At 57.6% G+C, this 15,016-nt stretch carries 9 protein-coding genes; 5 read left to right on the top strand and 4 right to left on the bottom strand.

The features are described from left to right. Positions 1–612: 612 nt before the first annotated feature. Positions 613–4,461, bottom strand: coding sequence for a wall-associated protein (locus tag R1H25_RS04340; protein ID WP_317222841.1), 3,849 nt, complete (start codon positions 4,459–4,461; stop codon positions 613–615). Between the two features lie 66 nt (positions 4,462–4,527). Continuing rightward, positions 4,528–6,267 (bottom strand): hypothetical protein, encoded by a 1,740-nt coding sequence (locus R1H25_RS04345; protein WP_317222842.1) that lies wholly within the window; start codon positions 6,265–6,267, stop codon positions 4,528–4,530. Positions 6,268–7,355: 1,088 nt separating this feature from the next. On the opposite strand from R1H25_RS04345, the gene R1H25_RS04350 reads away from it, so the two are divergent. The 5 genes from R1H25_RS04350 to R1H25_RS04370 all read left to right on the top strand — a co-directional run bounded on the left by R1H25_RS04350 (position 7,356) and on the right by R1H25_RS04370 (position 11,340). Beyond that, positions 7,356–8,390: an RHS repeat-associated core domain-containing protein gene (locus tag R1H25_RS04350; protein WP_317222843.1), complete on the top strand. Its 1,035-nt coding sequence runs from the start codon at positions 7,356–7,358 to the stop codon at positions 8,388–8,390. After that, positions 8,387–8,686, top strand: a complete 300-nt coding sequence (locus tag R1H25_RS04355; RefSeq protein ID WP_317222844.1) for a hypothetical protein — start codon at positions 8,387–8,389, stop codon at positions 8,684–8,686. The genes R1H25_RS04350 and R1H25_RS04355 overlap by 4 nt, the downstream gene beginning before the upstream one ends. Positions 8,687–9,132: 446 nt before the next feature. Then, positions 9,133–9,525 (top strand): abortive infection family protein, encoded by a 393-nt coding sequence (locus R1H25_RS04360; protein ID WP_317222845.1) that lies wholly within the window; start codon positions 9,133–9,135, stop codon positions 9,523–9,525. Positions 9,526–9,695: 170 nt separating this feature from the next. Further along, positions 9,696–10,685: an SEC-C domain-containing protein gene (locus R1H25_RS04365; RefSeq protein ID WP_317222846.1), complete on the top strand. Its 990-nt coding sequence runs from the start codon at positions 9,696–9,698 to the stop codon at positions 10,683–10,685. After that, positions 10,645–11,340, top strand: coding sequence for a hypothetical protein (locus tag R1H25_RS04370; RefSeq protein ID WP_317222847.1), 696 nt, complete (start codon positions 10,645–10,647; stop codon positions 11,338–11,340). The genes R1H25_RS04365 and R1H25_RS04370 overlap by 41 nt, the downstream gene beginning before the upstream one ends. Before the next feature lie 312 nt (positions 11,341–11,652). Here R1H25_RS04370 and R1H25_RS04375 read toward each other — a convergent pair whose 3' ends face one another. After that, a complete protein-coding gene (locus R1H25_RS04375) occupies positions 11,653–12,600 on the bottom strand; it encodes a hypothetical protein (RefSeq protein ID WP_317222848.1) in 948 nt (315 codons plus the stop codon). 94 nt (positions 12,601–12,694) lie between these two features. Further along, positions 12,695–14,920: an SEC-C metal-binding domain-containing protein gene (locus R1H25_RS04380; protein ID WP_317222849.1), complete on the bottom strand. Its 2,226-nt coding sequence runs from the start codon at positions 14,918–14,920 to the stop codon at positions 12,695–12,697. Positions 14,921–15,016: the final 96 nt, after the last annotated feature.

Genomic DNA, 15,016 nt, shown 5'->3' on the forward strand with positions numbered 1-15,016 from the left:
CAATAACGCTCGTACGCAGATGGGACCCCTGGGGGAGGTCGCCAAGCCTTTTCCCAGGAAAGTACGATTTGGCTACCACCGCTACCGAGATCAAATTATCGGGACCGATACAAGCCTCGCTATGGGTGGAGTAACAGCCATGCAGCGTAAAGCCGCCGACCACAGGATCCTCGTGACCCCGCCTGGACGGCGTCGCATCTAGATCGCTAGGGACACAAAAATCGGTCTTCGCGCCTTCGACGCGATATGAAGTAGGCGAATCTACACACCCGGATCCAAGAACTGCCACGACACACACCAAAAATCTAGTTGCTGTAACTCGGTTGAGGGCAATAGTCATACACGTCTCGCGTCGTTGAGCTCGCATCTGGCACGTGGCCAGTGAAGCCCGGTTGATCATCGCTACCTGCAACGAGCATGGACCCATATGGGTCATAGAGCGATTCAGCTATCAGATTCCAGATGCGTCCTCCTCTGCCACTGGGGTGCCCAAGGCATCGGTATGCACGTATGCGACTGTCACCTGTGCATACACCTTAGGACTGAGCGCCCCGCAGATCAGCATCAAAGAGGTCATGTGGCGCGTAGCTATGCCGGCTCGATTCATTCGCGCTACCCTCCGCTTGCGGAAACGGCGGGTGCCCAGGGCGAGCACCCTATGGGCTTGCATGCTCTCACCTGGAACGTGGCGCCTGCAGGAATGCCCGTGTAGTCGATCTGCACCGACGTGGCAGGTCCCGAATAGGTTCCCCTTCCTGTGACTTCGTACCAGGCAGCACCGGCCACTGCGTTCCAGCTGACGAAGTAGCGCACCTGCCACGGTGGGAATGCATTGGTGACTACGAAGCGCGCGGTCAGTCCGGTTGGCGTTACGGGCGGAACATTCACTGCCACCACAACTGAGCCGCTGTAGCCGCTGCATCCCCCCTGATTGCATGCGGCGACCCGGTATGCATAGGTGCCATCGCCACGACCGGAGATGACCGTAGAAGTACTTCCGCCGCTATAGACCGCCGTCCACCCTCCACCATTCGCGCTTTCTTCAACCACATAGCTGCTGGCTCGATCAACCGCGTTCCAGCTGATCGTGTAACTGCCAGTGCCGGAGCTACCCGGCCCCGATAGCGCCGGCTCTGACGGTGGTCGCATCACTACCACGTTCAACGCCGGTCCCTGCGGCCCGCAGCCCCCATCGTTGCAAGCGGCAATGCTGTAGCTGAGGTTTCCATTTGCGCGCCCAGTCAATGTCGCGCTGGTGCTGCCGCTATTGAGGATGGCATTCCACCCGCCGCCGGATACGCTTTCGAAGAGCCGGTATGTCGTCGCAAGGGGAACCGGCGACCAGTTCAGAGCGACACTTCCATCATTCGACAGCGTCGGGCCGGAAAGACCTGTAGTGCCTGTCGGAGCACGAACGACCCGTACAGTAGCGGGGCCTGTGCTCGGCCCGCACCCGCTGCTGTTGCAGGCGGACACGCGGTAGGCGTAGCTTCCGTCTGGCTTCTGTGAGAATTCCTTCAACGTCGCCGTGCCTGTTGCCGCTACGATCCAGGCGGAGCCACCGCTGCTTTCTTCCAGGCGGTAGGTGCTAGAACCGGAGACCGGAGACCAGGAGACGGTGTAGACACCGTTTGCAGACAGTGCGGGAGCACTCAATCCAGCGGGTGATCCTGGGACGCGCAGGACCTGCACCGACGCCGGTGAACCATAATCACCGCAGCCGGCGGCATTGCAGGCGCGTGCGCGGTAGGCAAATGTGCCATCGGGCTTGCCGACAAAGGAGCGAGAGAGGATGGCGTCATTCTGGATCTCGATCCATCCGCTTCCTGCGGCAGACTCCTCCAATCTATAAGTTTGGGCGCCGGCTACCACTGGCCACGAGACACTGTAGTTGCCGTCTATTGAGAGCCCAGGCGCGTTTACGGAGGGTCCAGTTGAAGGAAGCGACTGGACCGAAATGATAGCAGTGGCACTCCAACCACCGCAGGCAGTAGCACGACAGGCCCGCACACGGTAGCCGTAAGACCCGCCAGCCCTGCCGGTCACTTCTCTCGTCCGATCAGGCCCGGAATAAATGTTGGACCACGCGCCGGCGCCCGCTTGCTCTTGCAGATCGTACCGGCTGGCTTGGGCTACCTCTGACCAGGAGACCGTGTAGTTTCCGCTGGAGCTCTGGGCAGGCACGCTGATCACCGGGGTGGCGGGTGCCGTCGATGTGGCTGCCTTCGCGACCAGGCTTCCGTTCAGATAGACGTACTCCACACTGCTCGCGGTACGATCATTGTCTTGTCGGCGAAGCACCCCGTCATTTCCGTAGAAGGATGCGATCGTGCCAGTGTCGGCTGATGACAGGACTCTTCGTCCGCTACCGTCGTATCGATAGCTTTCCTTCCCCACTGCTGTGCGAAGTCGGTTGCCGTAGTCGAACTGAAATCCTTGACCGTTCTTAACAGAAAGATTTCCCTGCACGTCGAAGGCGAGCCCCGCTACCGTCGAGCCGCTACTGTCGATGATGTTGGTCAGGCGATTGTTGGCGTCATACCAGTAGGAAAGATCCTTGAGGCCTTCAAGTCTGACCGCGCGGATGTTGTCCAAGACATCGTAGCTGTAGGTTAGCTGCCCATTACCACCGAAGGCGGTTGAATGGGTGGACAGCAGGCGATCCTGCGAGTCATACGTCATCGAGCGAGTGCGCGCTGCGTTCAAGCCATCGGCGATCTGCGCTACGTTGCCTGCGGCATCGTAGCCATAGGTGTTGTTGAGAACCCCCGCATCGGAAACACTGGCTGGAAGCTGTCTTCCGTTCTGCTGCATCGTGTGCACTATTCCGTTGCCGTACACAAACTGGCTCATGCCGCCATTAGGGAAGTACGTAACGCTGGATACAAAGCTGCCCGCGCGTGTTGGCTGACCCAGCGCATTGGGGGCGTAATCAACGCTAAGCCCGCTTGGATACTGAACACCGGCCAAGGAAGCGTGTGGGTCGTAGACGTACCCGGCCGACCGTGCAGGCATTCCGGTCTGTTCGATCGATTCTCCGGTAACGAGGCGACGCTTGTTATAGCTGTAGGTATTCACCACCTGGCTACTACCAGCATCATTGCGCGTGGTGACCTGGGCGACTTTGCCGTCGCCGGTGTAGCTCCATATCTGGTCACCATTGCCGTCCGGAAACGACAAGGCGAGCAGGCGATTTCGGGCATCGTACGATCTGGAAACGCGTCGCGGAGCTACCGCCGCCGAGTTGCCGTCTGGCTCGCAGCCGGTACTACCCGCGAGGCCGGACGCAGACCAGGCGATGTTCCCAGCGCCGTCGTAGCCGGCGAGCGTAGCACCTGTCTCAGGCTCAACTGTCCGGCACAGCTCTTGGGCCGCGTTGTAGGAATAAGCTCGCGTAACCTCCAGGCTGCCATCTGCGCTGCTACGGCGAATGCTCAGCGGCTTTCCGAAGGCGTCGCGATCAATGACTGTTAGCCCGCCTTCCGGTTGAAGGATCCGCGTAGGACTGTCGAAGGAAGGCTGATCCAGCATGCGATACCACGTCCGGGTCTCGGCACCCTTGGGATTGCGGGCAAGGGTGAACACGCCTGACGCGTCTCGGAGATAACTGAGCGACGTAGTAAGGTCACCCAATTCGGAATTCTGGGTAACAGAGGTGGTGCGACCCAGTGCGTCATACACGGTCCAAGTGCCACGGTCACTATTGGCTGTTGCCGCAGGATAGGATGAGAACACCGTCCTGCCTTCGTTGTCGTACTCCTTGCCGGTGAATCTGATGGTGCCAGGGTCGGCGGCGTCGTACTCCGATACAATCAACGGACGCCACAGTGCGTCGTAGTACGCGATGGAAACTCGGTTTCCAGTAATGGTGGTTTTTCGCCAATGGCCGGCCGCAAGGCCGTACTCGTCGCCCATGACCTGAACAAAGCTCTGGTTCATCGGGCTCCAAGCGGTGCTATCTCCGCTCGGGTAGTCAATGCCCGCCACCCGTCCCATCGCGTCATAGCGATATCCGGTCGAGAACCCGTTCTGATCGGTGACTTGGCTGATCCAGCCGTGATCATCCACGATAGCGCTTTGCGTTGTGCCGTCAGGCAAGCTGATCAGCTGCGGAACACCGCGCTTCCAAGAACTCAGCGCGATAGTGTTCCCATTTCCATCGCGTACATATGCGATGGTGCCGTCGGCGTTGTAGCCAAGCGATTGGGTCAACTTCCCGAACGCCAAGAACTGCGTGGGTCGAGAGGTGGTAGGATCGAACATCGTCTGATCGGCCAGGACGCCATTGATCGCACGAGTAGCAACTTGACCCAGAATCCATGAGCTTTCGTTGTCATGGTAGCTCAGGGTTTCCAAGGTAGTGGCGGCCCGGGCTTCTGGAAGGCAGGCCGTTGCGATCAGAGCAGCTGCGAGCAGCGTCTTGTTCGGATATGTGCTACTACGAGGCGATTTACGTGCCATACGCTTCCCTAGATTGTGCAGCGCAGCGCAGGAGGACTGCAATTCGACTGCCTGTCGTACCCAGCTTCACGGCGAACTGGATCGCGTGACTTTCAGCGGTCTCGCATAAGCGTCAAACTGGTCCACGCGATAGAGAAATGTATTCCCATCCTGCGTGGTGGTGCGTGACTCCAGCGGCTTGGGTAGCTCTTCTTCCTTCGAGCATGACCAACAGGGATTGTTGCCAATCCGGGCGTAGCTGCCGTCCGAGCTACGCCGGTACTGGATGTCGATCCGCCGCAGCACGCCCTGCGTATTGCCGCGCTCCTCGCTCAGCAGCTGGCCTTCGAGATCGCCGTACTTTTGACTGAAGGTGAAGCGATCCCAGCTGCCGTCCTCGCGGCTCACGGTGAGTGCGCGGGTCTCAGGGCACGGCGTAGTTGAACAGTAGACATGCTGTCCGGTGTCCAAGCTCGCAGCAAGCGGCGTGTACTGGTAGTTCCATGTCATGGTCGCGAGCCCCGGCCCTGAGATGACCTTGCGATTCAGCGCCAGCACGGTTAGGAGGTGGGACTCCACCGGATAGAATATCTCCGTGAAGGGCCGGCAGGTGTTCGGTGCATTGGTTCTGCCATGAAGTCGGTAGCTCATTTCAAATGTGCCCCTGGCTCCTGAAGGATGAGTCATGACCACCGTTGCGGATGAGCTAGGGCCTGGCGTGAACGGCACAAAGTCAGCACAGTTTCTCCAGCCGCCAATGGGGTTATCGAACGCAGCTCCGGCATCAAATGACCAACTCGATCCGTCTGGAAGTGACACGTGAGTGAGCTTGCGATCGACAGTGCTGCCGGTGTACTCATAGTTCCAAGTTCGGCCGTTGGCGACGACACTCTCTACGCCGTCAGCGCCAAAGTTCACCGTAATGGAGCGGCCATCGCTCGCGCTCATCACGACCTGACTTGCGGAGTAGGTGAATGTAATGAAGTTGCCGTTCCTGTCTTCGATACGGGTCGGCAACGCGCGGAACTCACGTAGCCCCATCGTGCTGGTGTAATTGAAGAAGCCATTACCGTAGTTCGCGGTCATGGTCCCGCGGGGGATAGCCACAATGCGGTCAAACCAGTACCTGTCCCCATTGGGGGCATGCGCCATGAAGGCCTCCCCGCTCTCGCCATTACTGGTGCTCGGGAGGCAGGAAAACACCCAACGATCGGCGGTGGTCCAGTGATAGGCACGGCCGTCGGTTGGTTGCTTGGCACCAGCAGCCATGATGATCATGGGCTTGCTGTCGCTCCCGGGAAGACTCAGGGATAGCCCGCCCCAGAAGAAGTGAGGGTCAAAGGAGAAGCCTACGTTTCCTTGCCCGCTGCTCACATACTCGGATGGAGCACTGGCCTGCTGTGGTGAATTCAGTGGGATCGAACAACGACGTAGTGGCTCGCCCGGCACCATGGACGCCCAGCCGCTCTTCCCAAACATGCCTGAGATGTAGGGGAGGTCAAAATCCCAGTCCCTCATCGATTTGAGGGTGTCCCGGCGCCCGCCCATTTTCAATGTGCGCGAGAACCGCATTGGCAATGCGTTGTTTCCAGGCAGATCAACGTCAACTTGGGTGAACTGGATGCCGCCCGTATAGAGGCTGATCCTGTCGCCGAATAAGTCATTGCCCAATGCCGTGAGTTCGCTCAGGCCCTTGAGCTTGTCTTCGTAGAAGACGCCCGCCTGCGATGAGGTCAGTGGCGCGCCAGTCTGTGCTTGAGCAGCGGCAGCGAGTGTCAGCAAAAGTAGATTGAGGACAGCACTGATAAACTTGGAATGCAATGACACGTACGTCTCCATGTAGCGCTGGCCGAGCGGCCAGACATGATCCGGTGACTACTACGTCTGCAACGAGACAACTTCAGGACTTATCGGATAGCAAATGAGGCATCGCATGGACAAATGCTGCCAAAGGAGCCTCATCATTGCGCTTCACGCACGAACTGCCGCGCTGCGATAGCTGCGCTCAAGAATGACAGTCACGTTCCCCATGCACTGCGGCGGACACTAGCTCAAGAAATGATGCCGCGCAACTGGCTTTGGTTGCGCGCCAAGCCAGGCACAAGTGATTCTCGCATGCCTGCAGGAAGGCAGTTCGACACAGTAGAAGCAGTGAAACCATTTGCAGTGAGCGGAACGCAGCACGCTCTGGTGGCACAGACAGCGCTCAGCAATCGCAATGGTGCACGCCCGATTGGCTCAGACAGCTGTTCCCCGGCGAACGCACTCGCCTGTCCCCCCACGCCTACGCACTTCATTGGGCGCTTTTTCCGCATCACCTGCACAAAGGCCAGGGACAGGCCCAGCGGGAAATGGATGACGTTTGGGGGGGGGGCATCGCAACTAACTGCGAAACCCTGCAAAAGAGGGGAAATCAGGCCTGGTCATCTACCACCAAGTGGGTGCCAGATTCGCAGACACCAGGAAGACGCGAAAACGAGGCGCCAGTGTCCAAGAAGAAAATTCTCACTGCGTACAGCATTTCAGGAATGCTATGAGCTGAGGGTCTGAACAGAAAACGCGTGGCGAGCATCGCACTGCCAGATCTGTCGGCATCCTGCCTGCAATGCCTTGTGGCGCAGCGCTTTCCAGCCATCCCAGTCGTCAGATTGACACCCCACATTGCAGCAACAGTTTCCGACATTGTTGTTTATCCGTGTTACAAGTGTGGCAGGCATTGCGTGGTTAAATTATTGCAGCCAAATCAAATAGTTAAATCGCACCAACCGATCATGATCACGGCGCAATAGAGGTGTTGCCGCCTGCCCGCCGCAACGCTTGCCCGTGCTTTCTGGTGCCGACTCAGTCGTCACACCGATGCTGATTGTGATATGAAGGCAGGGCCTTGCTGGAAGGCTCTTTCAGGGATTGGAAGGATGGAATGGCTTGAGAGAGTTGCGTGCCGCGCGTCGGCCCGCCGAAAGGGGATGAGAACGTATTTCGTCAAGCGACGCGTCTTCGGCGCCTGGCTCTGCTGGCTGCTGTTGGTGGGCTTGACACTACCGCTAATCGCAACTGCTCAGACAGTGACCTACGTCCACACCGATGCCCTTGGCTCGGTCGTTGCCGAAACCGATGAAAGCGGCAGCGTGATCAAGCGCTATGACTACGAACCCTATGGCGGCGTGGTTGGCGGGCAGGTTGCGGATGGACCGGGATACACAGGGCACGTGAGTGATGCTGCCACTGGACTGAGTTACATGCAGCAGCGATATTACGATCCGATGATCGGACGGTTCCTGTCCACTGATCCGGTCGGGCCTGATGTTGACGCAGGGGCGAACTTTAATCGCTACAAGTACGCCGCGAACAACCCCTATTCTTTCAAAGACCCAGACGGCCGGCAAGAGTGCCGTTCATGCGAAATGTTTTATGGCGCCTCGGTGGGATACATGCTGCGCGACGACCCGGACAGAATGCGTGTATGGGCTGGCGGTGAAGCGGCGGCGACGACCACTGGAAGTGGCGCTATGGAAGGTGCCGCACTTGGCCAGGCAGTCGGGGATTTTGTTGACACGGGAAAATATTCCCAGCAGGCGGTGACAACGCTGGCCGCGGTTGTAGTCGTCGGCGCGCTCACTCACGGAAAATCAGGCGCAGGGCCCATGCACGGCCCTTCACCCAAGATCAACTTGGGACAGCAGGGAAAGCACTTGGTGGGACACAACAACTACATTCCTGGCAGAAGTGTTCTAACAGGAAATCCTGGCGAACTCGGAAGGAGCGCTGGCACTGGGCAGCAGGTGGGAAAGGTTAACGTTGGCCTCCCAGGCTCTAAGGAGCGGGTAAGTTTTGGCCAAGAGGTCGGGTCCTACGTTGACCCGGCGGGCAATGCCACACCGACGACAAACGCCATAATTCACTACGGGAAAGATGGCATTCACATTGTTCCTTCAAGGCCAGATCCATGAATAGTAGCCTGCGATCCGATGTAATACTTAGCGTGAGTAAAGCGCTTCTGGGAGAAGTGTTTCCAGAGCTTGTTGCTGTTTCTTGCAGGGTTGACGGCGAAAGCAAGTTCCAGTTGACGTTCTTTGTAGATTCCGCACTTTCCGCGTCAACGGAAGAAGATATTTCCTGCATTGAGACGGAAGTTCTTGCTGACTTTCCAAGCAATTTCGACATCTCTCACAAGGTCATTGTTTCCAGGCACGCCAGCCTTCCTGGGCCTGATGCATTTTGGATTTTCTTGAGAAAGACCGAGTGATTTGAGAGTGATATACCAGCCTCTCTATCTCTTTCACGCATTGAAAAGGTCGCGAAGGAGGCGCATCGACGTCGTTAGGCGCGCACTCTCTCGTTGTTTCGCTTGCACCAAAGCGCAAGCGCACAGCAGGCGGATTTTAGTTATCACTGGGGGGCGTAGGAATCACTTGCCGGCTGGGTGAAAGTTATGATTCGACGCTTCCGATAGTGAATTGCTGAAAGAGATGTATTTAGACATCTATGATCAGTACCGCTTGAGTTGTGAGGAGCAGGGCCCTTACATTCAGAGAGTTCACCTGAACAGTTCAATGGATCATGCGTTACGGGCGTATTGAAGTGAATTCTAGCGAGATTGGGGGGGGGGCTATTGTATTCAGCAGAATGCCGAACAAGTTGTTGAGAAATGCAATGCCCCCCGCGATGCGGCTCTTCGGCACTTCATGGAGCATGAAGCGTTCTGAAGGCATTAGAAACATCAGTGCTTCCCAAGTCGTTGAGCGGGCGCTCGCTGATGCTGATCACCTTCTACTGAAGAGCGGTCCTGTCAGCTATATTGACCGTCTTCAGACTGCGCTTCACGGGTACATGAAGGACGTGTGCCTTCGCGTAGGACTGATCTTTGATGACCAAGCATCGCTTACCCAGCTATTCAAGCTGCTGCGCGCCGGTCACCCCAAGCTCCAGCATCTCGGCAGCCAGGATAAGGATGTTGTGCGAGTTCTGAACTGGTTCTCCAGCGTAGTCGACGCGCTCAACACCATCCGGAATCACGCCTCGGTCGATCGCCCCAACGACAGATCGCTGGATGACGCAGAAGCGATGCTGATGGTGAGGGATTAGGAAGATTTATCGGGGGTAGGGGAGGACCGTTCCCGAACCGATGCGGAGGCAGTAGAGTGGTGGCGAGACCAAATCGAAGTGCTTGCTGCCACCTCAGTACTAGCAATGAAAGAAGTGAATGAGAGGCTGAAGTAGGCCACCCTCAAGGGAAAACGGAGAAAGAGCCACATATGGGCGGAACCAAGCCAAGCAGGAATGAACTCTGTCCGTGTGGAAGCGGCAAGAAGTTCAAACGCTGCCATGGCGGCCCCAATGTCAACTACGAAGGGATGATCTCGCGAGGTGCCGAGGATGCCCAGCGCAAGACTGAAATCCATTGGATACAGCAGCAGCGACAACAAGGCCTAGGTCGCCCGATCATCGCCGCCCAAACAGCCAGTAAGCGCATCGTCGCTGTGGGCCATCGTCTATTTCAAGGCACCTGGCCAACCTTTCATGACTTCCTTTATAGCTACATTCTCGATGTTCTGGGGCGCGACTGGTTCGAAGCGGAGGCGCAGCTGGAACACAACAAACTTCATCCTGTCATTCAGTGGCATGAAAGATTCCTGCTAGCGTCCAAAGCCGCCAATCTGACGGCAGGCGAGACACGCCAGACGCTGATGACCGGCGCGATCAGCGCATTTATGACGCTGGCGTATGACCTCTACACTCTGGAACACAACAACGATCAAACGCGCACGCCTCAGCTGCGGAAATCATTGATTGGTCGTTTGAAGTGCCTAGATCAGTTCATTGGCGTGCGCTATGAAATCCGTGTTGCGGCCATGCTTTTGAGAGCTGGGTTCGAGCTGGAATGGGAAGATGAAACCGATCGCCGAACCAGGCATGTGGAATACACCGCCACCTATCCGCGCACCGGCAAAGCCTTTGGCGTCGAGTGCAAGATCCGAAACCAGGATGCTGCGAAGCAGACGAACCAGCATCTTGGGAAATTTGCTGGGCTGGTGAGTGATGCGCTGAAGAAGGCAACGCCACATGACCGTTTGATCTTCGTCGATCTGAACACGCAGGCTTATCCCTACGTCCCGGGCGGGCCACATGACTGGCGAACGATCGGCATCAACACGCTTCGAAAGTTCGAGGCACAACCCAAAGCAGCGACGCTGCCCCCCCGCCATGGTGTTCATCACCAACTATCCCGACCATCACCACCTTGACACTCAGGTTCCCGATGCAGGAGCCACCGTTGAGGGCTTCAAGATCGATGACTATCGGACCGGTCAGTTCCTGACGCTGCAGCAGAAGATTGAGATGCGCGCACGTAATCCTGAGGTCGAGGCACTCGTGGCATCGATCCAAGAGCATATCGACCTGCCTTCCACATTTGAAGGGGAAATCCCTGGGCTGCCATCAAACCGCCTGCTTATTGGGCACCGATATCAGATGGACGATGGTGTGGTGGGCACGTTGGAAGACGTCTGCGTAGTCAACGACAGCGGCGAGGTTGCGCTGATCATTGATCGGGACGAAGGCGGGCGGGCGATCTACACCGACCAGCTCTCGCCTGAGGAATTTGCTGCTTGGAAACGCTATCCAGAGACCTTCTTCGGGGATATCCGCCAGGGACCAGGTCCGATCAATGATCCAATTGAACTTTATGACAGATTGAAAGCTACTTACGTCCGCACCCCAAAGGAAAAGCTGCTTCAGTTCATGGGAGAACACGGCGACCGATGTGCCGCGCTCACGCAGCCCGAGCTGTTGGATGTCTATGTGCAAGGCATGGTGAATTCTGTGATGGAGCGGGCGGGGGAGCAGGAAGTCCCAGTGCATATTCAAAGGATGAAGCCGCCGCCGACTCGGGCTGTTTAGTAGGTGACTCATCTGGGTATTGAACGCGCGCGCGGGATGACTGACGAGATCCCCGCGGTGCTTCGGTTCTGGCCAGTTCGCTAGAAATGAAAAGTGATGTCCGCTCTTGGAGCAGGCATGCATGGGAAGAGTTAAGGAGTAGGGGTATTTATCGCAAGAAGGGAGGGGCAGCTCCTGGCCCGAAGCGAGCACTCCCACAGCAGAACAAACTGCACAGCCCTTAGCTTAATCCGAGCCATGCAGGTTCTAATGAGGGGGGGGCAACGGGTCATCACGAAAGAGCTTGTTGAGGCAAATTTGCGATCCCTGTACCTATAACTCTGAGTCGCTGCCTCGCCAGTAAGGTAGCCGATACCTGCCGCCACCACGAACCGAGCGTAGTTCGCTTTGTATTTGGAAAGCTCCAGGCAGCTTGCGTAGCGGCGAAGTCCGCGCCATCACCGTGCCGTCTCGCACACTGAATACAGGCACTCTGATCTGATGCTCATCTGGGAAGCCACGGAATGGCAATTGATTGAGAAGTTCCAAGGTCTCAGACAGCAGAATGGAACGAACGTCATCGATAACGGACTCCTTCCCGTTAACAGCAGACGGCTTTTCCTTGCTCGCTGTCGTCAGGACTCCCGCCTTTCCTAGGACCTCCTCTGTTGTTGCGCACATCTGATAGAACGCAACTAAGACTTCGCGCAATGTTAGCGCGAAGGAATAGCCGTCAGGATCGTCACGTCCTGGCCGTCGGAACTTAATCGGTCCTTGCACACCGCCCCCGATGGGCCCTGTCACCATGTATCCATGGGTGACCAGATCGCCAGAGTTCATCTCGACCCAGCTCAAGCCGAAGCCATCATGCTTGATGAAGTTGATCGGCATTTTGTAGAAGCGGTTAACCTGGTCATCCAATCGGTGCTTTGCCGCTTCGGCCTCTCGATTCTTCTTCTGCCCCGGCGCAATAGGCAGCAATGCCCGGATCAAGTTGCCGAGGTAGTCATTAAGCGCGGCAAGGCGGTGCATCAGCAACTCCATGTTACCGAGAATGCTGCGCTTTCGACGATCCCGCGATTGTGCGTCTAAGCTGCCGAAGTCCAGGGCAACCAACATCTCGTGCAACTGCTCTACCACTGCCCAGAACGAATCAGAAATCCTGGATGTCGGATGTGCAACATTGCTCCGGTCTAGTGCTGCGATCAGGTCTAGATTCAGTTCGGATGAGCGAATCACCAATGGTGGTAATGGAGACCGGTCGTAGCTAAGGTTCTTCATGTTTTGATCCCGCGCTTGGGCGTGAATAATTAGCCGGCAGCCTGAATAGAAGGTGTGGCTTGCTGCATCAGCGGCGGGCGACCGCAGCCTTAGTTCATCCTAGGCAGCACTTCTTGTATTTTTGTCCGCTGCCGCATGGGCACGGATCGTTACGCCCCGTCTTGCGCGTCATTTTCGCGCCGCGGAACAAGCGCTCCATCCCTTCCTGGACTGGCCTGAGTGCCGGCATGGTCGCTATTTCCGCGTCCATTGCGTTGTCTTGCTGCCACGGTGCGGCAAGCCGCAGGCCGAACCGCAACTGCGCCTGCCCCGAAGTCAGGCACAGACCGAACCAAGTCGCCGCCTTCTGTGTGTACTTTCGTCGCACACAGTACGACACTAGGCTCGCCATGGCCGTCGCGTCTGGTTCGTCGGAGCACACCACTGTGAGCCCACTGCCGTCCGGAAATGCCATAGTGATGTCGTGCGGCAGACCGTCACGCGCAGCGCGCAGCGCCTGCTGGTCGATCATCCGATTGAGGTCGCGGATTGCCTGGCCACTCATCTCCAGCAGTTGGAATCCTTGGTCGAGAACGGCCGGTTCTGGGCGAACTTCGATCGCCTGCAGTACGCGGGCGATGGTGGTACCCGCGAATTTGGTGAGAATTCCTTCCGGAATCGCTGCACCGGGCAAGCCGCGACGCCGAACTGCCATCGCAACGTCGACCCCATGGGTGAAGTCTTCGCCCAAGTGGATCATCGACATCTCGTCGTCGAACCATAGGTTGTGGCCCAGGTGATAGCCTAAGATCGTCAACTCCTGCGCGGCCAAGAGTCGCTCGCCGTAGCGGGCCCGGCGGGCAACATAACTAAGGAAGTGCAAGGGGCTGGCTAACAGCTCAGTCATTACATCAATGAGGAATACATCGGTGACCAACGCGGCACGCACGCCTGCGACCTCACGGGTCTTCAGGAACTGATTTGTTTGGAAGCTCAGCGCCGGGTAGTGGTCGCTGACGACACAGAACAGGTATATTTCAGTGAAGGTGTCCGGCAGTTTGACCCCCGAGCCGTCTGCCCGCGTGACGCGAAAGCGCGAATCGCCCAAGTACTCGGCGCAGGTCAGGCCCTGATCGTAGGCGTCTTGCACGCTCTTCCGAAAATCATCCCGGATGATCTGGTCGCCGCCCTTGCGGGCTTCGATCGTCAGCCTCTTGGATTTGGCTTGGACTATGATGGCACGATCAGCCCACAGCACCAGCACGTCGATCTCGGCAACCTTATGTTTACCTCGCCAGATGTCGATATTGGACAGCACGCGCTCGGCACCGAACACGCGGGCTAGGCGTTCGGCGACGAATTCTTCGGTAAACTGTCCGCGATGCTTGTTATGTCGGGCGCGGTAAGCTGGATCGGCCTGCATCCAGTAGAAAGGCGATTCGTATAGCGCCTCGGCCAGAGCGTAGTTCTGCAGCGACACATACTCGCCGCCCGGCGAACGCAACAGTGGCGCGGCGGCGACCTCATTGAAGTCTTGCAGGCCCACGAATTGCGAGTTGGTCGCGTCCGCTGGCAGGGCAAACCTAGCAAGGATTCGCTCGACCAGCTCCGGCGGTAGCTTGGCGTGCGCGGCCACCTCCTCGGTCGTCAAGAAGAACGCCGGAAGCATCGTCCATTGGTCGGGCGGGACACCACGCAATCGATCGCGCAGCTTGTCGAAGCGTTCGGCATTGACGAGATCAGCAGATTCGGCGACGGCGCAGGCCTGGTCGAGAGTGAAGCCGACATTGGCCTGCAGCCAGTCCGCGTCGGCCGCGTACCGGCGAGCTGCTAGGTCCAGGTACTGGAAGTTGTAGGCGGACTCGGCTGCATAAAAGATCGGTTCGCGCATCGCGGCGCCCGAGTCAAACGGATTAATCTGTTCTCCCCGCTGTATCGCAGCCGCAACATCCTTTAGAGAGAACGCTGCCGACAGCGCGTGATGCAACTCTTGGAGCAACTTGTCACTGGATTCGACGTACTGCTGCAACGTGGCCCACGATGGTTGTGCCCAGTCAATCGTCGCCTTGACCATCAATCCGATTAGTGTATTGATCTCGGTGCGCAGCAACCGGCTCGGATCGGACATAAAACGCATGTCCTCAGGGGTCAGCACTTCGCGGTAGAGGATCATGTTGTCGCGAAAGCACATATAGGCCAGCGCATGTACGAAGCCGGGCTGGGTGCATACCACCTGCAGGTCTGCCAGAACCTCCGCCTCGGAACGCTCGGACTGCGCGTGCGCCCGGATGGCGCTAGCTGGAGGACGATGACCGGTACGGGGTGACTTGGGCTTGTTCATGGCAAGGGATAGTATCGGATCGCGATGTCGCGCCCCCAAGTCTCGGAGAGGACAAGCGTAGGCGACTATTCGTGAGGGCGCGCCGGCTTGGTGTAT

Origin of the sequence: Stenotrophomonas veracruzanensis, assembly GCF_032911525.1 — a bacterium.
Lineage (GTDB): Bacteria > Pseudomonadota > Gammaproteobacteria > Xanthomonadales > Xanthomonadaceae > Stenotrophomonas > Stenotrophomonas africana.

What these genes read in the sequence shown, in the direction of transcription:
- R1H25_RS04340 (WP_317222841.1), bottom strand. Translation starts at nt 4,461, where the DNA reads ATGGCACGTAAATCGCCTCGTAGTAGCACATATCCGAACAAGACGCTG.
- R1H25_RS04350 (WP_317222843.1), top strand. Translation starts at nt 7,356, where the DNA reads ATGGAATGGCTTGAGAGAGTTGCGTGCCGCGCGTCGGCCCGCCGAAAG.
- R1H25_RS04355 (WP_317222844.1), top strand. Translation starts at nt 8,387, where the DNA reads ATGAATAGTAGCCTGCGATCCGATGTAATACTTAGCGTGAGTAAAGCG.
- R1H25_RS04360 (WP_317222845.1), top strand. Translation starts at nt 9,133, where the DNA reads ATGAAGCGTTCTGAAGGCATTAGAAACATCAGTGCTTCCCAAGTCGTT.
- R1H25_RS04365 (WP_317222846.1), top strand. Translation starts at nt 9,696, where the DNA reads ATGGGCGGAACCAAGCCAAGCAGGAATGAACTCTGTCCGTGTGGAAGC.
- R1H25_RS04370 (WP_317222847.1), top strand. Translation starts at nt 10,645, where the DNA reads ATGGTGTTCATCACCAACTATCCCGACCATCACCACCTTGACACTCAG.
- R1H25_RS04375 (WP_317222848.1), bottom strand. Translation starts at nt 12,600, where the DNA reads ATGAAGAACCTTAGCTACGACCGGTCTCCATTACCACCATTGGTGATT.
- R1H25_RS04380 (WP_317222849.1), bottom strand. Translation starts at nt 14,920, where the DNA reads ATGAACAAGCCCAAGTCACCCCGTACCGGTCATCGTCCTCCAGCTAGC.